Origin of the sequence: Micromonospora olivasterospora (genome assembly GCF_007830265.1) — a bacterium.
Taxonomy (GTDB): domain Bacteria; phylum Actinomycetota; class Actinomycetes; order Mycobacteriales; family Micromonosporaceae; genus Micromonospora; species Micromonospora olivasterospora.
Genome location: NZ_VLKE01000001.1, coordinates 2,563,225 through 2,582,317, shown reverse-complemented (window position 1 = coordinate 2,582,317; position 19,093 = coordinate 2,563,225). Strand labels below are relative to the sequence as shown.

Below are 19,093 nucleotides of genomic sequence, written 5' to 3'. Positions count from 1 at the left end.
GAGCGGTGCCCGCGGGGCCGGCGGGCGGGTACGTCCCGGGCGGCGGGTACCCGCCCGGCTGACTGCTCGTCGGGGCCGGGTAGCCGCCGGGCCGGCCGCCGCCCGGCGGGGGCGGCGGGTAACCGGGGGCCGGCGGCTGGTTACCGGCGGGCGGCGGGGGCGGCGGGTACGCGCCACCGGGCGGCTGGTTCCACAGCGGGGCGGTCGGGGCTCGGCGCCGCCGGCAGGCGGTGGGCCCCATTGCGGCAGGGTCGGATCGACCGGGCCGTCGCCGGCACCGCCTGGCGGCCGGGCGTACGGGTCGTCGGGCGAGCCGGAGCCGGGTGGTCCGTATGAAGACATCTCTTTCCCAGGGGTGTGGCGATCGACGAGCGGTCGGTCAGCGGAGCTTGAGGCAGAGCACGAAGTCGAGGGTGTCCAGTTGGCTGTCGAAGAAGTACCAGTTGGTGTAGCCCTCCACCTTGGCACACTTCGCCTCGGCGTCCTTCTCGCCGCTGGTCTGGCCGTCGAAGCGGCGCAGCACCTCGTACGTCTTCGGCGCGCACGGGGCGATGAGCAGCTTGGGCTTGCCGCCCGCGGGCCCGTCGTTGCGGACGCACTGCCCGACCTTGGCGAACCGGGGGTCAGCCGACGACTCGGGCGCGGCGGCGGTCGGCGTGGCGGCCGTGGAGGCGTCCTCGGTGTCCTCCGGCACGGCGTCGGTGCCCGGCAGGGCCGGGCCCGCCGCCGGGGACGTGTCGTCCCGGCCGAGCAGATACCACGCCACCGACCCGCCGGCCAGCAGCACCGCCAGGGTGGCCAGCACGGCGATCAGCGGGCCCCGGCCGCGCGGGCGCTCCGGCACCGGCTCCTCGGGATACGGCTGCCCGGCCGCGAACCGCTGGTGCGGCGCGGCGCCGTACGGGTCGTCGGCGTACCGGGCGCCGGAGTACGGCGGGTACGCCTCGGTGTGCCCCGGGTCGTGCGCGGGCTGGCGGGGCGGGTACGCCCGCTGCGGCGCCCCCCGGTCGCCGGGCCAGGGCGGGCCCGGGTCGCGGTATCCCTCGTGGGGCCGCTGTTCCGGCCGGGGCGCGTTCGGTTGGGCGTACCCGTCGTCCGGTCGCTGTCCCGGCCAGGGTGGGGTCGGGTGGCCGTACCCCTCTTCGGGCCGTCGTCCCGGCCACGGCCCGGGGCCCGAGCCCGGTGGTCCGTAGTTCGACATGCGCCGCCTCCTGCCCAGGTGGTGAGGCCGGCCACCGATGTGGGACGCCGACGCCCAGGTCACCGTAGCGTGGTCCACCGATGAGCTCATCTTTCCCGTCCGTGATCTCGCCCGCTGACCCGTCCGGCCCACCCGCCCCTCCGGCCGGGCGACCGTCGGCCCGGCCAGCGCTGATCTGGACGGCGCTGGCTGTCGTGTACGTCCTGTGGGGCTCGACCTACCTGGCCATCCAGGTCGCGGTGGAGTCGCTGCCCGCGCTCGCCTCGGCCGGCCTCCGGTTCGCCGCGGCCGCCGCCGTGCTCGGGCTCGTCCTGCGGGTACGCCGGGGGCCTGGCGCGCTGCGCGTCGACCGGCGTCAGCTCGCCTCGGCCGCGCTGGTCGGGGTGCTGCTGCTGGCCGGCGGCAACGGACTGGTGGTGCTCGCCGAGTCCGGCCCGCCCGGGACGGCGGTGCCCTCCGGCGTCGCCGCGCTGCTCGTCGCCATCGTTCCCCTGCTGGTCGTCCTGCTCCGGGCGGCCACCGGGGACCGGCCCCGGTTCTGGACGTTCGCCGGCGTGAGCGTCGGCTTCCTCGGCCTGGTCCTGCTGGTGCTGCCCCCCGGCGGGTCGGCGGCCGTGCCCCTGGTGGGGGCGCTGACCGTGGTCGCGGGGCCGCCTGCTGGTCGGTCGGGTCGCTCCTCTCCGGGCGCCTGCGGATGCCCGCCGACCCCTTCGTCGCCACGGTGTACGAGATGATCGCCGGGGCCGCGGCGCTGACCGTGCTCGCCGCCTGCCGGGGCGAGCTGCGGAACTTCGACCCGGCGGCGGTCACCGGCCGGTCCTGGCTGGCCCTGGCGTACCTGATGGTCGCCGGCTCGCTGATCGCCTTCACCGCGTACGTCTGGCTGCTGCACCACGCGCCGATCTCCCTGGTCGCCACGTACGCGTACGTGAACCCGGCGGTCGCGGTGGCGCTCGGCGCGCTGCTGGCCGCCGAGCCGGTCACGGCCCAGGTGCTGCTCGGCGGGGCGGTCATCGTCACCGGGGTGGCGCTGGTGGTCAGCACCGAACGCCCCGGACGGCCAACCGGGGCGGCGGCCGGGGAGACCCGCCGGTAACGTCCGGCCGGTGCCCGCCGGCCCGCTGATCCTCGTCGCGTCGGCCGGCCCGTTGGCCGACCTTGCCGCGCACCCGTGGTTGCCCGCGGTCGGGGCGCTCGGCGGGGCGGCCGGCGCCGCCGTACCGTGGCTGGCCCGGCGGTTCACCCCCGGCGACCGGCACCTGCCGGCGGCCCGGGTGACGGCGGTGGCCGGGGCCGTCGTCTTCGCGGGCCTCGGCGTCGCGCCGGGCGCCGGCCCGGCGCTGCCGGCGTTCCTGGCGGTGGCCGCGATCGGGCTGGTGCTCGCCGTGGTCGACCTGGCCTGCCTGCGGCTGCCGGACCGGCTGGTCGGCGCCGCCGCGCTGGCCGCCGTGGTCGGCCTGGGAGCGGCGGCGGGCATCGCCGGCCGGCCGGACCGGCTCCTCGCGCCGCTGGCCGGGGCGGCGCTGTCGTTCGCCGGGTATTCGCTGCTGGCGCTGCTGCCGGGCTCGCGGCTCGGGTTCGGCGACGTGAAGCTCGCCGCCGTGCTGGGGCTGCCGCTCGGCTGGCTGGGCTGGCCGACCCTGCTGGCCGGGCTGGCCCTGCCGCACGTCCTGCACGGGCTCGCCGTGCTCGCCCTGCTGGCCGCCCGCCGGGTCCGCCGAGACACCCTCCTGCCCCTCGGGCCGGCCCTCCTGGCAGGCGCCTGGCTGGCCGCCCTGCTCGCCTGACCCCACCCCCCACCCCACCCCCCCGCCCCGCCCGCGCCCCCCGCCCCCCACCCCCCGCCCCGCGATCTTGCACTTTCGGCCCTCGTCTTGTCCCATTCGTGCGGATGTGTCGGGGCGGTAACTGCAAGTCACCCGGTCTTTTCGGGACGCCTCGCAGGCGTGAAAATGGTGGACAGGTCGCCCGCCGACGCCGATCGATCTTGGTCTAGTTGAGGCCGTCTGCAAGTCTGGCGCCGGGGCCCGGACTCTTGTGGGTCACGCACTGTTGCTTCGAGCACGCCGGTCAGATTTTCGGTTCCCGACCGAGGCCCCCGGGCGACCTACCCACTGGTCGATCACGGTGAGGAGGGACGCGGGCGGATGCGCGGGTTACCCGAAGAGATCCCGGACGCTGACAGCGAGAAGGTCTGGGAGCGGGTGTGTGCGGTCGATGTGGCCAAGGAGTCGGGGATGGTGTGTACCCGGCTACCCGCCGCGGGTGGGCGGCGGGTGAGCCGGGTGTGGCAGGTGACGGCGACCACGAACGCGGTCAGTGACCTTGCCGCCGATCTGGTGGCGGCGGGGGTGGAGAAGGTCACCGTGGAAAGCACGTCGGACTACTGGCGGATCTGGTTCTACCTGTTCGAGGCAGCCGGGTTGGACGTGCAGTTGGTCAACGCCCGTGACGTCAAGAACGTGCCCGGGCGGCCGAAGACCGACAAGCTGGACGCGGTGTGGTTGGCCAAGCTCACCGAGAAGGGCCTGTTGCGGCCCTCGTTCGTGCCTGCGGCTCCGGTGCGGGTGTTGCGTGACTACACCCGGATGCGGGTGGATCTGGTCCGGGACCGGACCCGCTACTGGTCGAGGTTGGAGAAACTGCTTGAAGACGCCCTGATCAAGGTGTCGTCGGTGGCCTCCACCCTGCGGACGGTGTCGACGCGGGACATGGTTGAGGCGTTGATCGCCGGTCAACGTGATCCGGCGACCCTCGCCTCGCTGGCCCACGGAGCGCTGCGCCGCAAACGCAACGCCCTCATCGAGGCACTCACCGGCCGCTTCGACGACCATCACGGCGAGTTGGCCCGGATCCTGCTCGACCAGATCGACCGCCTCGACACCGAGATCGCGAAACTCACCACACGGATCGGGCAGATACTCGACGACATCGACCCACCGTCCCAGCCGGGCGGCGGCGACGGCGACACCCCGGCGCCAGACGCCCGGCGGCGCCTGGCCGAGATCCCGGGCATCAGCACCGAGTCCGCGCAACTGATCATCGCCGAGATCGGTCTGGACATGACACGGTTCCCCACCGCGGCGCACCTGGTGTCCTGGGCGAAGCTGTGTCCGCGCACCATCCAGTCCGGTACCAGCCTCACCGCGGGCAAGACAGGCAAAGGCAATCCGTACCTCAAAGGCGCCCTCGGTATGGCCGCAGCCACCGTCGCCCGCGGCAAGGGAACGTTCCTGTCCGAACGCTACCGGCGTCTGGTCACACGTCGAGGCAGAGGCAAGGCCAAGGTCGCCGTCGCCCGCTCCATCCTCGTGATCATCTGGCACCTGCTCAACGACCCAACCGCCCGTTACCACGATCTCGGCGCCGACTTCCACGAACGCCGTATCAACACCACCCGGAAGATCAACAGCCTGGTCCGGCAACTCGAAGCCCTCGGCCACACCGTCACCCTGCAACCGACAACCTGACCCCACACCCCCACCCCGCCCGGGCTGGCCATCAACACCGGGCCAGCCCACCGCCCCCAAAACCCGTCGTGGTACAGGTCATTTACCGGTCAGATCGCGCGCGGCTACCGCATCGCGCGCGGCTACCGCCGCCCCGCGTCCTGTCACAGCAGGCGGAGTTGGCGGTCCTTGGGGCGGCGGGGTTCCGTATCGCCGAGGCGCTCGAACAGGCCCGGGTCGATCACGTCCAGGAAGGGGGACGGGCGGCAGTCGCGCTCGGTGCCGTGCCGGCTGCGCCGGGCGGCGTGGCTGACGTAGAGGCGGTCCTGCGCCCGGGTGAGGCCGACGAAGAAGAGCCGGCGTTCCTCGGCGATCGCGTCGTCGTCCGGGGTGGTGCCGGGCCAGCGCAGCGGGAGCAGGCCGTCCTCGCAGCCGACCAGGAAGACCACGGGGAACTCCAGCCCCTTCGCGGCGTGCAGGGTGAGCAGGGTGACCGCCTCGGCGCGCGGGTCGAGGGCGTCCACCTCCGCCCCGGTGGCGAGCTGGGACAGGAACAGCCCCAGGTCGTCGCCGCAGCGCCGGGCCAGCGGGGTGAGCAGGTCCACGGCCGCCCGGACCTCCTCGGGGCGTACGGTGCCGGAGCCGTCCAGCGTGGGGGCGGCGAACCGGTCGGCCACCACCTGGCCGGCGAGCCGGACCCGGGCGGGAAGCCCGCCGCCGAGGCCGTCGGCGTGCCGCAGCTCGCGGGCGATCGCGGCCACCCCGGGCCGGTCCCGCAGCCGGTCGTGCGAGCGCTTCTGCACCGGGACGTTCGCCCGGGCCAGGGCGTCCACGATCGGGGCGGCCTGCGAGTCCGTCCGGTACAGCACGGCGATGTCGGAGAACGACAGGTTCGTCGACCGGCCGTCGATCCGCCCCGAATCCAGCGACCGGTGGGACAGGCCGCCGACCAGCTCGTCGACGGTGTGTACGACGAAGTCGGCCTCGTCGGCGACGGTCGCCGCGGCGTACCGGCCGACCAGCGGGGCCTCCGGGTCGAGCCGGGCCGGGTCGAGCCGGCGGCCCCGTACCAGCGACGACGGCGCGATGGCCTGCACGGCGGCGGCCAGGATCGGCGCCGACGAGCGGTAGTTGCGGTTCAGCCGCACCAGCCGGGCGTCGGTGAAGTCCTGCGAGAAGCGCAGGAAGTAGCCGACGTCCGCGCCGCGGAACGAGTAGATCGCCTGGTCGGGGTCGCCGATCGCGCAGAGGTTGCCGTCGGCGGGGCTGAGCAGCCGCAGCAGCTCGTACTGGATTGCGTCGACGTCCTGGTACTCGTCGACGAAGATCCACCGCCACCGGTCCCGGTACCGGTCGACCAGCTTCGGGTCGGCGCGCAGCAGCTCCACCGGCAGGGTGAGCAGTTCGTCGAGGTCGACGAGGTCCCGCTTGCGCAGCAGCGCCGTGTAGCCGGCCTGATCGTCGCCGGCCTCGTCCCGGGCCGCCGCGCGGTCCGCGTCGTCGGCGATCCGGAAGTCGTCCGGCAGCCCGGCCGTCCCCGCGTTCTCCCGCAGGATGGTCAGCCCCAGCGAGTGGAACGTGCCGACGGTGATGTCCTCGGCCACCGGTCCGAGCAGCCCGTCGAGGCGGTGGCGCAGCTCCTCGGCGGCCCGCCGGGTGAAGGTGATCGCCAGGCAGCGCTCGGGGAAGACGTTCAGCTCGGCGCACAGGTACGCGATCCGGTGCGTCAGGGTGCGGGTCTTGCCGGTGCCGGGGCCGGCGACGATCAGCAGCGGCCCGCCCGGGGCGGAGGCGGCCACCCGCTGCATGGCGTCCAGCCGGTCCAGCAGCCCGGTGCCGACCTCCTCCATCCCGGCGAGCATCGGCTCGAACGGCTCGTGCGGCGACGGCTGCGGCGCGATCGGCGGGGGCGGCGGGGCGGCCTTGCGCTTCGGCTCGGCCTTCGCCGCCGCCGGGCGCCGGGCCTTGGCCCGCGCCGCCGGCTCCGGGGCCCGCTGCGCCGGCACGGGTACGTCGAACAGCGTCTCCGCCTGCGGCCCCGCCGCCGTACCGCCCAGCTCGTCCGGGTCGAACAGGGTGATCACCCCGTACTCGCCGTCGTAGCCGGGGACGCGGCGTACGTCGCCGCGCCGCAGCCGCCCGATGCCCTCGGCGAGCAGCTTCCCGCCGACCCGGCCGAGCTCGTCGAGCGGGGCGCGGGTCAGGATCTCCAGTTCGGGGCCGAGCGCCGCGACCAGGTCGTTGAGCTTCCCCTCGACCTTTTTCGACCGGGGACCCACCTTGTGGATCTCGCCGAGGATCTCGGCCAGTGGCACCAGGTGGGTGACCCCCGGGCGTGCGCGGGGCGGTGCCCCTCGGGCCGGTCGGCCAGCTCCTCCACCCGGCTGAGCACGCCGACGGTGAGCGGCTTGCCGCACTCCGGGCAGCGCCCGCCGGCCGCGCGAGTGCGCTCGGGGGACCAGTTGACGCCGCAGAGGCGGTGCCCGTCAGCGTGGTACTTCCCCTCCTCCGGGAAGAACTCGATCGTCCCGGCCAGCCCGTCGCCGGTGCGCAGCGCCTCGCGGATGGCGAAGTAGTCCCGGCCGGTGGCGAAGATGGTCGCCTCGCGGGCCAGCGCCGGCGGGGAGTGGGCGTCCGAGTTGGAGACGAGCTGGTAGCGGTCCAGGCTGCCGACCCGCCAGTTCATCTCGGGGTCGGAGGAGAGCCCGGTCTCCACGGCGAAGACGTGCTCGGCGAGGTCGGCGTAGCAGTCGGCGATCGCGTCGAAGCCGGACTTCGAGCCCAGCGCCGAGAACCACGGCGTCCAGATGTGCGCGGGCACGAGGTAGCCGTCCGGGCTGGACTCCAGGGTGATCTCCAGCAGGTCCCGGGAGTCGAGGCCGAGGATGGGTCGGCCGTCGGAGGCGATGTTGCCGATCCGGCCGAGGGCGGCGTTGAAGCGTTCCACCGCGTCCAGGTCGGGCAGGTAGACCAGGTGGTGCACCTTGCGGGTACGGTCGTCCCGCTTGTAGATGGTGGAGATCTCGACGCTGAGCATGAACCGGACCGGGTCCGCCTCCGCCTCGCTCGCCAGCCGGGGCGGCAGCCGGCGGGCGATGTCGCGCTCCGCCTCGGGGCTGAGCCGGTACAGGCCCGGCTCGGCCGGGTGCAGCGTCTGGCGCAGGTGGTCGTACCAGGCGGGGTGGGTGAAGTCGCCGGTGCCGAGCACGCCGATGCCCTTGCGCCGGGCCCACCAGCCCAGGTTCGGCAGGGTCAGGTCGCGACTGCACGCGCGCGAGTACTTCGAGTGGATGTGCAGGTCCGCGACGAACGGCGAGGGGCCACCGGGGGGTGCGGCGCTGAACGGAGGCACGCCGCATCCTGCCACGCCGCCCTGACGCGCCGCCTCCCGCCACGCGTACGCGTGACCTGAGCAATCCATCTCTGGACACGCCGGGCCCCCCGCCGCTATGCGCGGACCGGTCCCGCCCGGCCCGTCAGGGGGTGCGGAGCTCGACCAGGGTGATCTGGGGGTTCGCGCCCACGCGGACCGGCGGGCCCCAGAAGCCCGCCCCGTTGGTCACGTAGACCTTCGTGCCGTCCACCTCGCCCAGGCCGGAGACCACCGGCTGCTGCATCGCCACCACCAGGTTGAACGGGACGATCTGGCCGCCGTGGGTGTGGCCGGACAGTTGCAGGTCGACGCCGAACTTCGCCGCCTCCACAGCGGCGATCGGCTGGTGGGCCAGCAGTACCACGGGCCGGCTCGGGTCCCGGTCGCCGAGCGCGGCGGCGTAGTCGGCGGGGGCGGCCAGCCCCGTGCCGGCGGCGCTCACGTCGTTCACCCCGGCGAGGTCGAGCACGCCGCCCGGCGTACGGATCTCCTGCCGGACGTTCTGGAGCACGCGCAGCCCGAGGCGGTCCACCTCCGGCACCCACTCCTCGACGCCGGAGTAGTACTCGTGGTTGCCGGTGACGAAGAAGCTGCCGTAGCGGGAACGCAGATCGCGCAGCGGCGCCGCCGCCTCGCCCAGCTCGGCGACCGAGCCGTCCACCAGGTCGCCGACGACCGCGACGAAATCGGCGTCGAGCCGGTTGATCATCGCGACGATCCGCTCGGTGTGCGCCCGGCCGCGGAACGGCCCGAGGTGGATGTCGGAGACGGTGGCGATGCGCAGGCCGTCCATGCCCCGGGGCAGCTTCGCCAGCGGGATCTGCACCCGGTCCAGCCGCGGCGGGCCCAGCGCGTTGCGTACCCCGTACCCGGTGATGCCGGCGGCCGTGAGGCCCGCGAAGATCGCCGCACCGCGGGCCAGCAGCAGCCGGCGGGCGGGATCATGGTCGGGCTGGTCCACGGCCGCGGCCGCCGGCGGATCCGCCGGGCCGGCGGCGCCCACCAGCACCGGCTCGGGCGCGGCGGCGGTCGGCTCGGCGGCCGCCACCCGGCGGCGCAGCACCCGCCGCGTGACCAGCATCGGCACCTCGAGCACGACGAGTACGACCAGCAGGTAGAACATCAGCGCGAGCCACACGTACCCCGGCCAGGACAGCCAGTACCAACTCGACCGGACGCTGGCCAGGGTCGCGGGGATGAGCAGCCCCAGGACCACGGCGGCGACGGCGCCGACCCGGCGCCACCGGCCGGGGCCCGTGGTGTCCCGGACCAGCCGCTTCCACAGGTAGAAGTGGATCAGGCCGAGGACGAGGAGCACCACGACCACGGACACCACAGCCGCCATCACCGGATCCTCCCTCAGCCGCCCGCGAACGGGGCAGCACGTCGATCGTGGCCCCGGCCGGCAGCGGTGTCCCACGATCATGACAGGCGACGCCGTCCACGAGGAAGCTCGCCACCCGCAGTACGGCGGCGAGCCGCTCGCCGTGCCGTTCGGCCAGCTCGCCGACCAGTTCGTCCAGGCAGCGGCCGGCGGGCACGGTCTCCTCGGCCGTGCCGGCGGCGGCCCGCGCCCCGGCGAAGTAGCGGACGGTCAGCACGCTCAACCCCCGATCGCCGACATCGGGCGGGCCGGCTGAAGGAACGCGGGATCGTCGATGCCGTGCCCGGCCCGCTTGCCCCACATCGCCGTACGCCACCGCGCCGCCAGTTCGTCGTCGCCGGCCCCGGCCCGCAGCGCACCCCGCAGGTCGCTCTCCTCCGTGGCGAACAGGCAGGCCCGGACCTGACCGTCGGCGGTCAGCCGGGTGCGGTCGCAGTCGCCGCAGAACGGGCGGGTCACGCTGCCGATCACGCCCACCCGGGCCGGCCCGCCGTCGACCAGCCACGTCTCGGCCGGCGCGGCGCCCCGCTCGGTCGAATCGGGGGTCAGCTCGAACGCGGCACGCAGCGCGGCGAGGATCTCCTCGGCGGTGACCATGCTGCCGCGGTCCCAGCCGTGCTGGGCGTCCAGCGGCATCTGCTCGATGAACCGCGGCTCGTAGCCGTGCGCCAGCGCGAAGCGGACCAGCGCGGGCGCCTCGTCGTCGTTCACCCCGCGCATCAGCACGCTGTTGACCTTGACCGGGGCGAGCCCGGCGGCGGCGGCCCCGGCCAGCCCGGCGAGCACGTCGGCCAGCCGGTCCCGCCGGGTCAGCCGGGCGAACCGCTCCGGGTCGAGGGTGTCCAGCGAAACGTTCACCCGGTCCAGCCCGGCGGCCCGCAGCGCGGGCGCCAGCCGGTCGAGCCCGATGCCGTTGGTGGTCACCGAGATCCGGGGCCGGGGCTCCAGCGCGGCGACGGCGGCGACGATCCCGACCAGCCCCCGGCGGATCAGCGGTTCGCCGCCGGTGAACCGCACCTCGGTCACCCCGAGCCGCTCCACCGCCACCCGGACCAGCCGCACGATCTCCCGGTCGTCGAGCAGCTGCGGCCCGGCCAGCCAGGGCAGCCCCTCGGCCGGCATGCAGTACGTGCAGCGCAGGTTGCACTTGTCGGTCAGCGAGACGCGGAGGTCCCGGGCGACGCGGCCGTACCGGTCGACGAGGACGCCGTCAGTCGGTGGCGCGGCGGTCACCGTTCGACCGTAGCGCGGTCGACCCCGCGCAGCGCGGTGTGGGCGGCGTTGCCGACCGCTTCGCGGTACGCCGCGCCGAACAGAGCCGCGTGCACCAGCAGCAGGTGGAGCTGGTGCAGCGGCACCCGCTCCCGCCACCCGTCGGCCAGCGGCCACGCCTCCCGGTAGGCGGCCAGGATCCGGTCGGCGTGCGGCGGGCCGCCGAACAGCGTCAACAGGGCCAGGTCCGTCTCCCGGTGGCCGCCGTGCGCCGCCGGGTCGGCCAGCCACACCCGGTCGTCCGCCCCCCACAGCAGGTTGCCCGGCCACAGGTCGCCGTGCACCCGCGCCGGCGGCTCGTCGCCGCCGAACTCGCCGATCCGGTCCACGACCTCCTCGACCAGGGCGGCCTCGGTGGCGCCGAGCGCGCCGTTGTCGACCGACATCCGCAGGTACGGCGCGAGCCGCGCCCGGGCGAACCAGCCCGACCAGGGGCCCGGGTCGGGGGTGTTGTCCTGCGGGAGCGCGCCGATGAAGCCGGTCCACCCGGCGCCGAAGACGGGTGCCCCGGCGCGGTGCGTCGCCGCCAGCTCGCGGCCGAACCGCTCGGCGGCCTCGGGCGTCGGCTCGCCGGGCTCCACCCAGTCGAGCGCCAGCAGCTCCGGCAGCGCCACCACCACCTCCGGTACGGGTGCCCCGCCGGCCTCCCGCAGCCAGCGCAGCCCGGCCGCCTCGGTGACGAAGAAGTCGGCCGGCACCGGCCGCGCGGACCCCTCCGGCCAGGACTTGGCGAAGACGGAGTGCCCGTCGTCCAGGGTCAGCCGGGACGCGGTGCAGATGCTGCCGCCGGAGACCGGCGTCTCTCTGATCCGCTGGTGGGTGAGGAACGTCGGCAGGTGCTCCGGGTGCGCCCGCAGGTACGCCAGGTCCATGAGCGCAAGGTAGCCGGTGCGGTGCCACACCGGCGGGCGCCCCGCGCTGCCGGAGCGCCTTTCCGTCGGTCGGCGATCCGCGCTGACCTGCGTCGATACTCTCCGTAGCTGTGGATAACCCGCGTGTCGTCCACAGGGCCTGCCGGGGCGGGTCGAGGCGGCCCAGGCTGCCCCCATGACCCCGACCGACCGCCCCCGGCTCGCCGTCCGCTCGCCCGCCGACCTGATCGCCGCCGTGCCGTACCTGCTCGGCTTCCATCCCGCCGACAGTGTGGTGGTGGTCGCGCTGCGGGGCCCGCGGATCGTCTTCGCCGCCCGGACCGACCTACCCGGCCCGGACGCCGACCCGCTCGACCCGGCCGTCCACCTGGCCGGCGTGATCGCGCGGCAGGGCGCCGAGTCCGCCACCGTGCTCGGGTACGGCGAGGCGGCCCGGGTCACCCCCGCGGTCGACGCGGTACGCGGGTCGCTGGCCGCCGCCGGCCTGGCCGTGCTCGACGCGCTGCGCGTGACCGACGGGCGCTACTGGTCGTACCTGTGCGCCGAGCCCGCCTGCTGTCCCGCCGAGGGCACCCCGTACGACGTCGGGGCCAGCGAGGTCAGCGCGGCGGCCGTGTTCGCCGGACAGGTGGCGCTACCCGACCGGGCGGCCCTGACCGCGCAGGTGGCCCCGCTCGGCGGCCCGGCCGCACCGGCCATGCGCGCGGCGGTCGCCCGCGCCGAGCGCCGCCGGGACGCCCTGCTGGCCGGGGCGCCCGCCGCCGACCTGATCGGCGGGCGCACCCTGCGTCGGGCGGGAGTCGCCGCCGTCCGCGCCGCCCTGCGTCAGCACCGCCGGGGCGACCGGCTCCCCGACGACGAGGTCGCCTGGCTGACGCTGCTCCTGACCCACCTGCCGATCCGCGACCACGCGTGGGAACGCACCGACGGGCGGGACGCCGACATCGCCCTCTGGACGGACGTGTTCCGCCGCGCCGCCCCGGAGCTGATCGCGGCGCCGGGCTGCCTGCTCGCGTTCGCCGCGTGGCGGGCGGGGCAGGGCGCGCTGGCGGCCGTGGCGCTGGAGCGCGTCCTGTCGGCGCATCCGGGCTACTCGCTCGCGCTGCTCCTCGACGAGCTGCTCCGCGGCGGGGTGCCGCCGTCGCGGCTGGACGGCTGGCCGGCGGTCAACGCGCCCGCCGTGCTGCGCCCGAGACGCCGCCGCCCCCGCGGGCCCCGCCGTCCCACCTGACCGGGGCGGCGCGTCCCGCCAGGCGCTGCCCGCGCGCGCTGTCGGGCGCTGCCCGCGCGCGCTGTCGGGCGCTGCCCGCGCGCGCTGTCGGGCGCTGCCCGCGCGCGCTGTCGGGCGCTGCCCGCGCGCGCTGTCGGGCGCTGCCCGCGCGCGCTGTCGGGCGCTGCCCGCGCGCGCTGTCGGGCGCTGCCCGCGCGCGCTGTCGGGCGCTGCCCGCGCGCGCTGTCGGGCGCTGCCCGCGCCATGTCGGCGACATGGGGTGGTCACGCCGTCGTCGATGCCGCGATGTCGGCGACACGGAGTCGATCACGTGACCGGTCGGCCGACCGCGGCCAGATCCCGCCGGGAGCTCGGCCAGGTCGCGCCGGGAGCTCGGCCAGATCCCGCCGGGAGCCGGTCAGGTCGGCGCCGGGGGCCGGTCAGGCGCGGTCGACGGTCACCCGCTGGGCTCCCGTGTAGACGTTCATCGTGCGGCCGCGCAGGAAGCCGACCAGGGTCATCCCCGCCTCCTCCGCGAGGTCCGTCGCCAGGGTGCTCGGCGCGGACACGGCCGCGAGCAGCGGTATCCCCGCCATCCACGCCTTCTGGGTCAGCTCGAAGCTCGCCCGGCCGGAGACCAGCAGCAGGTGCCCGGCCAGCGGCAGCCGGCGCTGGCGCACCGCCCAGCCGACCAGCTTGTCCACGGCGTTGTGCCGGCCGACGTCCTCGCGCAACGCCACCAGTTCCCCGTCGGCGGTGAACAGCCCGGCCGCGTGCAGCCCACCGGTGCGGTCGAAGGCGCGCTGGGCCGCCCGCAGCCGGTCCGGCAGCTCGGCCAGCAGCGCCGCCGGCACGGCGAGCGGGTCGTCGGCGACGGCGAAGGGCGAGCGGGTTCGCACGGCGTCGATGCTGGCCTTGCCGCAGACGCCGCACGAGCTGGTGGTGTAGAAGTTCCGGGCCGGGTCGGTCGTCGGCTCGGGCACGCCGGGGGCGAGCACCACGTCCACCACGTTGTACGTGTTCGGCGTCTCCGCGCCCGCGCAGAGCTGGGCGGTGTGCACGTCGGCGTCGGAGCGGATCAGCCCCTCGGTCAGCAGGAACCCGATCGCCAGGTCCAGGTCGTCGCCGGGCGTGCGCATGGTCACCGCGAGCGGGCGTCGCCGACCGGGGCCGCCCGGCCCGACGCGGATCTCCAGCGGCTCCTCCACCGCGAGGGTGTCCGGCCGGCGTACCGCGGCCCGCCCGTCCGCCGTCACGTCGAGGTCGACCCGGAGCACGCTCCTTCGGTCCGTCGCCCGTCCCATCCCGCCATCCTGCCCGAACGGCCCACCCCGCACACCGGCGACCGCCGCCGGTGGCCTCCCGTACGGAAGGGCCGGGGGGGAGTCAGGCGGTGGCGGCGCGGCCGACGGACCCCTCGACCCCCTCGACCCCGCCGGTCGCGGTCTCGGCCTCGGCGGCCCCGGCCTCGGCGGCCTCGGCCTCGGCGGCCTCGGCCCCGGCGGCCTCGGCCCCGGCGGACAGGGTCGTCTCCAGCCAGCTGACGATCAGCTCGGCCACGGCGTCCGGCGGCGGCATGGCGATGCCGACGGCGTTCTCCCGCTGCCACAGCTCGAAGATGACCCGCTCCTGTGGCTCCACCACGGTGTGGCCCTCGTCGCGCAGTGCCTCGACGTGCCGCTGGGTGACCCGCTTGACCCACATCGAGCGGTTCATGCTGGGAAAGAAGATCGCCGGGCGGTCGCTGGCCAGCAGCGCGGTCTGCGCCGGGTTGCCGGCCAGCCCGAGGGCCGCCGCGGCGAGCGTGTTCGCCGTGGCCGGCAGGACCACGATCCCCAGGGAACGCTTCGCGAACTCCGTCGGATTCAGGGTGGGGTCGGCGCTGGTGTAGACCTCGTCGGCGTACCAGGCGGCCACCTGCGGCTGCACGAAGCGCTCGGCGCTCGCCGTGAGCAGCACCCGCAGCGGCAGGTCGATCTCCTGACGTAGCCAGGACAGGTACCCCGAGGTGGCCATCGCGGCGCTGGAACCGCAGACGATCACCGAAAGCGCGTCATCTCGCATGGCGACAGCGTGGCGTGACGGGCCGGTCACGGACATGGGGGAACGGCCCCATCTTCGGCGGCCCGGGCCGCCCGGAGTTTGGGGGTCGCTCCCCATGCCGCACGGCCCGCCGGCCTGGCAGGTTCTTCCCCAGGCCCAGGCCGGCCAGCCACCCCCCACGACGCCGTCCGAGGAGGTGAACGTCATGAAGAAGATCACGATCCGCAAGACCGGTTCCATCAAGCTCACCACGTCTGCGCCGCTGTACTGCACGGACTGCTGCTGACCGGTCCGGCCGCCCCGGCGTCTCCGGCGCCGGGGCGGCCGTCACCGGCCGTCACCGCGAAGGGGGACCGATGTCAACCACCCGCCTGGAGTTCCACCCGCTCACGTACGTCCAGGAGCGGGACGGCATCACGGTCGGCCGCGTCGACGCCGCCTCCTTCGCCGTGCTGCCGGAGGACGGCGTGGCGCTGCTGCGCCGCCTCGCCGACGGAATGCCGCTCGCCGACGCCGAGCAGTGGTACCGGCGCACCTACGGCGAGTCCGTCGACATGGCGGACTTCGTGGACGCGATGCGCGAGCTGGGGTTCGTCCGCGCCGAGGGGGAACCCCTGGCCGCGCCCCCGAAGGTCCGCTTCCGCCGGCTCGGCAGGGCCGCCTTCTCCCCGCTCGCCTGGGCCGCGTACGCCCTGATCATCGCCGCCGCCGCGGTCGCCATGGTGAGCCGGCCGGAGCTGCGCCCGCAGGCCGGCAACGTGTTCTTCGTGCCGTCCCTGCTCGCCGTGCAGCTGGGCCTGGCCCTCTGCCAGTCGCCGGCCATCCTGTGGCACGAGTGGTACCACCTGCTCGCGGCCCGCCGGCTCGGCCTGCCCACGCGGATGCGGGTCGGCCGCCGGCTCTACTACGCGGTGGTCGAGACCGAGCTGGACGCCCTGCTCACCGTGCCGGCGCGGCAGCGTTACCTGCCGATGCTGGCCGGGCTGCTGGCCGACGCGGTGCTCTTCGGCGCGCTCGTGCTCGCCGCCGCGGCCGACCTGTCCGGCGGGTTGTCCTGGCCGGGACGGCTCGCGCTCGCGGTGGCCTACACCGTGCTGCTGCGTATGTCCTGGCAGTTCTACGTCTTCCTGCGCACGGACATGTACTACGTCGCAACGACCGCGCTGGGCTGCACGAACCTGGACGAGGTGAGCCGGGCGTACCTGCGCGACAGGTTCCGCTGGCTGCCGTGGGTGCGCCGGTCCGACTGGGCCGACGGCGACTGGTCGCCGCGCGACCGGCAGCTCGCGCCCTGGTTCGCGCTGATCACCTGCGCCGGCGTCGGGGTGCTGCTGGTCACCGTCGCGCTCTGGACCGCACCGCTGATCTGGGAGTTCGGCACCCGGGTCTGCACCGCCCTCGCGAACGGCACCCCCACCGGGCCCGGCTTCTGGGACTCGGTCGCCTCCCTCCTGCTCGTCGTCTTCGAGATCGTGCTGCTGCCGCTGCTGGCCGGGCGTACCCGGCGCCGGCGCGCCGCGACCCCGAGCCCCGCCCCCGCCGGCTGACCGCCTCAGCGTCCGGCGGCCCGTCCCACCACGACCACCACACCACGGCCACCGCGCCGCCAGATCCATCCCGAACCGAGGAGCAACGGCATGACTGCACACCAATGGCGGGTCGGGCCCTCACCGGCCGACGGCGAGCGGGCCGATTTCGCGGTCGACTCCCACCGGGGCCTGCGTGGCCCGTACACCGGCCTGGGCAGCGTGCTGCGGCTGGTCGTGCCGGAGGCGTACGAGCGCTGGCCCGACCTCGTCCGGGGCTACCTGACCGAGATCCTCTCCGCCGCGCCGGAGCTGCGCGGCGCGATCGACGCCGCGCCCGAGACCCTGACCTCGCTCGCCGTGCCGGAGGAGCGGACCCGGATCTACCCGGCCAACCGGACCCGCCGGCTGGCTCACGGGGCGACCGAGTTCCTCGCCGGGTACGCCACCCGTGCCGGCCGGCTGCCGCTGCGGCTGGCGTTCGACCGGGTGGACGAGGCGGACCCGACGGATCAGGAGTTCCTCGCCATCTTCCTGCGCCGCGCCCGACCGGAGCGGATCGGGGTCCTCATCGGCACCGGCGGCGGGTCCCTGGAGCCCGAGTTGACCGCCGCGCTCGACCGGTACGCGATCCGGCTGCCGGATGCGCACCGGCCCGGCCCCGCCGCCGGCCGCGGCCCCGACGAGCTGCTGCGGGCGTACGTCGACGCGGACGGCACGTCCACCGACCCGGCGGAGCTGGCGGCGTACGAGCAGGCCGCCCCGGAGGTGCGGGTGGCCCTGCACGACGCCCGTGCCGCGCTGCTGCGCGAGCGCGGCGAGTGGAGCCTGGAACTGGGCGCGATCCCCTGGCACCTGGAGCGCGGCAGCGACCCGGCCGGGGCCGGCGCGGAGGCGCTGTACGAGGCGGCCCGGCACTGCGGCGCGATGGGCTACTACCACGCGGTGATCGACTACGGGACCCGCGGCCGGGCCATCGTGGACCCGGACACCCAGATGGAGCGGTTCTGGCTGTTGAGCACCCGGGCCAGCTCGGCCATGGTGGTGCTCGGGCGCACCGTGGAGGCCGAGCCGACCTACCTGGATCTGCGCAGCCGGTACTCGGACCCGGAGCTGCAGATGTCCACCGGGTACGCGCTGGCGATGCTCTACACCCGCTTCCACCCGGACGGGTTGAAGGACCACCACCTGGCCCGGGGCTACATCAACAACTCGATCGCGCTCGCCTCGCTGCTGCCCGACCCGCAGAAGCGGGCGTTCCACTCGGTGTTCCAGAACAACGGGCTGGCGCTGATCGAGATGCGGCTGGGCCGGCTGCCCGCGGCGCTGCGGCTCGTCGACGAGGGACTGCAGCGGCTCGACCGGGAGCTGCCCGGCGACAAGCACCGGCTGCACCGGTCGGTGCTGGTGCACAACCGGGGCAAGGCGTACCTCGCGCTCGGCCGGCTGGACGAGGCGCTGGCCGACCTCACCAAGGTGATCGAGCTGGACCCGAACTACGCCGACTACTACTTCGACCGGGCGGACGTGCGGCGGCGGCTGGGCGACCTGACGGGCGCGATCGCGGACTGCGACACCGCGATCAGCCTGTCCCCGCCGTTCTACGAGCTGTACTACAACCGGGCGGACATCAAGGCCGAGCTGGGCGACCTGGCCGGCGCGGTGGCCGACTTCGGCTACGTCGTCGAGCTGGAGCCCGACCAGATCGACGCCCGGGTGAACCTGGTCAGCCTGCTGCTCGACGAGGGGTTGGTCGACGACGCCCGCCCGCACCTGGACGAGGGGCTGCTGCGGCACCCGGACGACGCCCGCCTGCTGCACCTGCGTGGCGTGCTCGCGCTCGCGGACGACGAGGGCGACGAGGCGCGGCGGCACTTCGACGCGGCGTTGCGTGCCGATCCGGGACTGGTCGCCGCGCTGGCCAGCCGGGCCGCGCTCGCCTTCGACGGCGGGGATCACGCGACGGCGGTCGCCGACCTGACCACGGCGCTGGCCAGCACGCCCGACAACCCGGACCTGCTGTACAACCGGGGCTTCGTCCACGAGGCGGCCGGCCGGTGGGCCGACGCGGTGGCCGACTACAGCCGCGCGCTGGACCTGCCCGGGGCCGACCGGGGCGAGCTGCTGAGCCGGCGGGCCCGCTGCCACGCGGAACTCGGGGACGCCGACGCCAGCCGGGCCGACGAGGCGGCCAGCGCGGCCGAGCAACTGGACCTGGCCGGCGCGCGATGACCACCACCGCCTCGCCCAGGGACTCGACGACGCCCGCCGACCCGACCCGGCCCGGTGGGGTGAGCGGCCCGGTGCTGCGGGAGTTCATGCGGAACTGGGCCACGGGCGTGGCCGTGGTCACCAGCCACGTCGACGGGCGACCGGTCGGCTGCACGGTGAACGCGTTCACCTCGGTGTCGCTGCGTCCGCCGCTGCTGCTCGTCTCGCTGGGCCGGGCGAGCCGTACGCTGGCCGCCGTCACCGCCGAGGGGGCGTTCGCGGTCAACCTGCTGGACCGGCGGCAGTGCCAGCTGGCCGACCAGTTCGCCGCCCCGATCCCGAACCGCTTCGCCGGGGTGCCCCACCGTATCCGGGACGGGTTGCCGCTGCTGGACGGGGCGATGGCCGTCGCGGTGTGCACGGTGACCCAGGTGATCGGGGTGGCCGACCACGCGCTGGTGCTCGGCGCGCCGTACTGGTGCCAGGCGCGGCCCGGCGCCGAGCCGGCGGTCTTCTTCGGCGGCGGCTACCGGGCCGTCAGTCCGGGCTGAC

15 protein-coding genes and 2 pseudogenes are annotated in these 19,093 nt (G+C 75.2%); 9 read left to right on the top strand and 8 right to left on the bottom strand.

The window, feature by feature from the left end:
• Window positions 1–379: 379 nt before the first annotated feature.
• Window positions 380–844, bottom strand: coding sequence for an LppU/SCO3897 family protein (locus JD77_RS32820; protein ID WP_145777543.1), 465 nt, complete (start codon window positions 842–844; stop codon window positions 380–382).
• Window positions 845–1,302: 458 nt separating this feature from the next.
• Between JD77_RS32820 and JD77_RS33545 the strand changes: the two genes are divergently transcribed.
• The 4 genes from JD77_RS33545 to JD77_RS11770 all read left to right on the top strand — a co-directional run bounded on the left by JD77_RS33545 (window position 1,303) and on the right by JD77_RS11770 (window position 4,671).
• The gene (locus tag JD77_RS33545) at window positions 1,303–1,935 is read left to right on the top strand and encodes an EamA family transporter (RefSeq protein WP_246140637.1); all 633 of its coding nucleotides are present in this window, start codon (window positions 1,303–1,305) and stop codon (window positions 1,933–1,935) included.
• Complete coding sequence (locus JD77_RS33540; RefSeq protein ID WP_246140636.1) at window positions 1,896–2,297, top strand: EamA family transporter; 402 nt, start codon at window positions 1,896–1,898, stop codon at window positions 2,295–2,297. The genes JD77_RS33545 and JD77_RS33540 overlap by 40 nt, the downstream gene beginning before the upstream one ends.
• A gap of 10 nt (window positions 2,298–2,307) precedes the next feature.
• Window positions 2,308–2,988, top strand: a complete 681-nt coding sequence (locus JD77_RS11775; RefSeq protein ID WP_145774311.1) for a prepilin peptidase — start codon at window positions 2,308–2,310, stop codon at window positions 2,986–2,988.
• Window positions 2,989–3,348: 360 nt separating this feature from the next.
• Window positions 3,349–4,671: an IS110 family RNA-guided transposase gene (locus JD77_RS11770; RefSeq protein ID WP_145773799.1), complete on the top strand. Its 1,323-nt coding sequence runs from the start codon at window positions 3,349–3,351 to the stop codon at window positions 4,669–4,671.
• A 143-nt stretch (window positions 4,672–4,814) separates the two neighbouring features.
• Here the strand turns inward: JD77_RS11770 and JD77_RS11765 are convergent.
• From JD77_RS11765 to JD77_RS11745, 5 genes and pseudogenes are all read right to left on the bottom strand, one after another.
• A pseudogene (locus tag JD77_RS11765) lies at window positions 4,815–8,002 on the bottom strand (UvrD-helicase domain-containing protein).
• A 124-nt stretch (window positions 8,003–8,126) separates the two neighbouring features.
• On the bottom strand, window positions 8,127–9,368 hold the full coding sequence (locus JD77_RS11760) for a metallophosphoesterase (RefSeq protein ID WP_145774308.1): 1,242 nt from the start codon (window positions 9,366–9,368) through the stop codon (window positions 8,127–8,129).
• Window positions 9,369–9,382: 14 nt separating this feature from the next.
• Window positions 9,383–9,630: pseudogene (locus JD77_RS11755) on the bottom strand (MoaD/ThiS family protein).
• Window positions 9,627–10,640 carry a GTP 3',8-cyclase MoaA gene (gene moaA / locus JD77_RS11750; RefSeq protein ID WP_145774306.1) on the bottom strand — a complete coding sequence of 338 codons (1,014 nt, stop codon included), beginning with the start codon at window positions 10,638–10,640 and terminating at the stop codon, window positions 9,627–9,629. Before moaA ends, JD77_RS11755 begins: the two are co-directional and overlap by 4 nt.
• A complete protein-coding gene (locus JD77_RS11745) occupies window positions 10,637–11,551 on the bottom strand; it encodes a fructosamine kinase family protein (RefSeq protein ID WP_145774304.1) in 915 nt (304 codons plus the stop codon). Before JD77_RS11745 ends, moaA begins: the two co-directional genes overlap by 4 nt.
• A gap of 175 nt (window positions 11,552–11,726) precedes the next feature.
• On the opposite strand from JD77_RS11745, the gene JD77_RS11740 reads away from it, so the two are divergent.
• The gene (locus tag JD77_RS11740; protein ID WP_145774302.1) at window positions 11,727–12,782 is read left to right on the top strand and encodes a DUF4192 domain-containing protein; all 1,056 of its coding nucleotides are present in this window, start codon (window positions 11,727–11,729) and stop codon (window positions 12,780–12,782) included.
• Between the two features lie 419 nt (window positions 12,783–13,201).
• On the opposite strand, the gene fdhD is transcribed toward JD77_RS11740, so the two are convergent.
• On the bottom strand, window positions 13,202–14,065 hold the full coding sequence (gene fdhD / locus JD77_RS11735) for a formate dehydrogenase accessory sulfurtransferase FdhD (protein WP_145774300.1): 864 nt from the start codon (window positions 14,063–14,065) through the stop codon (window positions 13,202–13,204).
• An 82-nt stretch (window positions 14,066–14,147) separates the two neighbouring features.
• Window positions 14,148–14,825: a flavoprotein gene (locus tag JD77_RS11730; RefSeq protein WP_246140635.1), complete on the bottom strand. Its 678-nt coding sequence runs from the start codon at window positions 14,823–14,825 to the stop codon at window positions 14,148–14,150.
• A 94-nt stretch (window positions 14,826–14,919) separates the two neighbouring features.
• On the opposite strand from JD77_RS11730, the gene JD77_RS32815 reads away from it, so the two are divergent.
• The 4 genes from JD77_RS32815 (at window position 14,920) to JD77_RS11715 (ending at window position 19,092) form a co-directional block, all read left to right on the top strand.
• A complete protein-coding gene (locus JD77_RS32815) occupies window positions 14,920–15,090 on the top strand; it encodes a hypothetical protein (protein ID WP_211372540.1) in 171 nt (56 codons plus the stop codon).
• A 70-nt stretch (window positions 15,091–15,160) separates the two neighbouring features.
• Window positions 15,161–16,351 carry a hypothetical protein gene (locus tag JD77_RS11725; RefSeq protein WP_145774297.1) on the top strand — a complete coding sequence of 397 codons (1,191 nt, stop codon included), beginning with the start codon at window positions 15,161–15,163 and terminating at the stop codon, window positions 16,349–16,351.
• Between the two features lie 90 nt (window positions 16,352–16,441).
• Window positions 16,442–18,562: a tetratricopeptide repeat protein gene (locus tag JD77_RS11720; protein WP_145774275.1), complete on the top strand. Its 2,121-nt coding sequence runs from the start codon at window positions 16,442–16,444 to the stop codon at window positions 18,560–18,562.
• On the top strand, window positions 18,559–19,092 hold the full coding sequence (locus tag JD77_RS11715; RefSeq protein WP_145777542.1) for a flavin reductase family protein: 534 nt from the start codon (window positions 18,559–18,561) through the stop codon (window positions 19,090–19,092). The genes JD77_RS11720 and JD77_RS11715 overlap by 4 nt, the downstream gene beginning before the upstream one ends.
• Window position 19,093 lies beyond the last annotated feature (1 nt).

Coding starts and splice junctions, on each gene's coding strand:
- JD77_RS33540 (WP_246140636.1), top strand. CDS start 1,896: ATGCCCGCCGACCCCTTCGTCGCCACGGTGTACGAGATGATCGCCGGG.
- JD77_RS11770 (WP_145773799.1), top strand. CDS start 3,349: ATGCGCGGGTTACCCGAAGAGATCCCGGACGCTGACAGCGAGAAGGTC.
- JD77_RS11760 (WP_145774308.1), bottom strand. CDS start 9,368: ATGGCGGCTGTGGTGTCCGTGGTCGTGGTGCTCCTCGTCCTCGGCCTG.
- JD77_RS11745 (WP_145774304.1), bottom strand. CDS start 11,551: ATGGACCTGGCGTACCTGCGGGCGCACCCGGAGCACCTGCCGACGTTC.
- JD77_RS11740 (WP_145774302.1), top strand. CDS start 11,727: ATGACCCCGACCGACCGCCCCCGGCTCGCCGTCCGCTCGCCCGCCGAC.
- fdhD (WP_145774300.1), bottom strand. CDS start 14,065: ATGGGACGGGCGACGGACCGAAGGAGCGTGCTCCGGGTCGACCTCGAC.
- JD77_RS11730 (WP_246140635.1), bottom strand. CDS start 14,825: ATGCGAGATGACGCGCTTTCGGTGATCGTCTGCGGTTCCAGCGCCGCG.
- JD77_RS32815 (WP_211372540.1), top strand. CDS start 14,920: ATGCCGCACGGCCCGCCGGCCTGGCAGGTTCTTCCCCAGGCCCAGGCC.
- JD77_RS11725 (WP_145774297.1), top strand. CDS start 15,161: ATGTCAACCACCCGCCTGGAGTTCCACCCGCTCACGTACGTCCAGGAG.
- JD77_RS11720 (WP_145774275.1), top strand. CDS start 16,442: ATGACTGCACACCAATGGCGGGTCGGGCCCTCACCGGCCGACGGCGAG.
- JD77_RS11715 (WP_145777542.1), top strand. CDS start 18,559: ATGACCACCACCGCCTCGCCCAGGGACTCGACGACGCCCGCCGACCCG.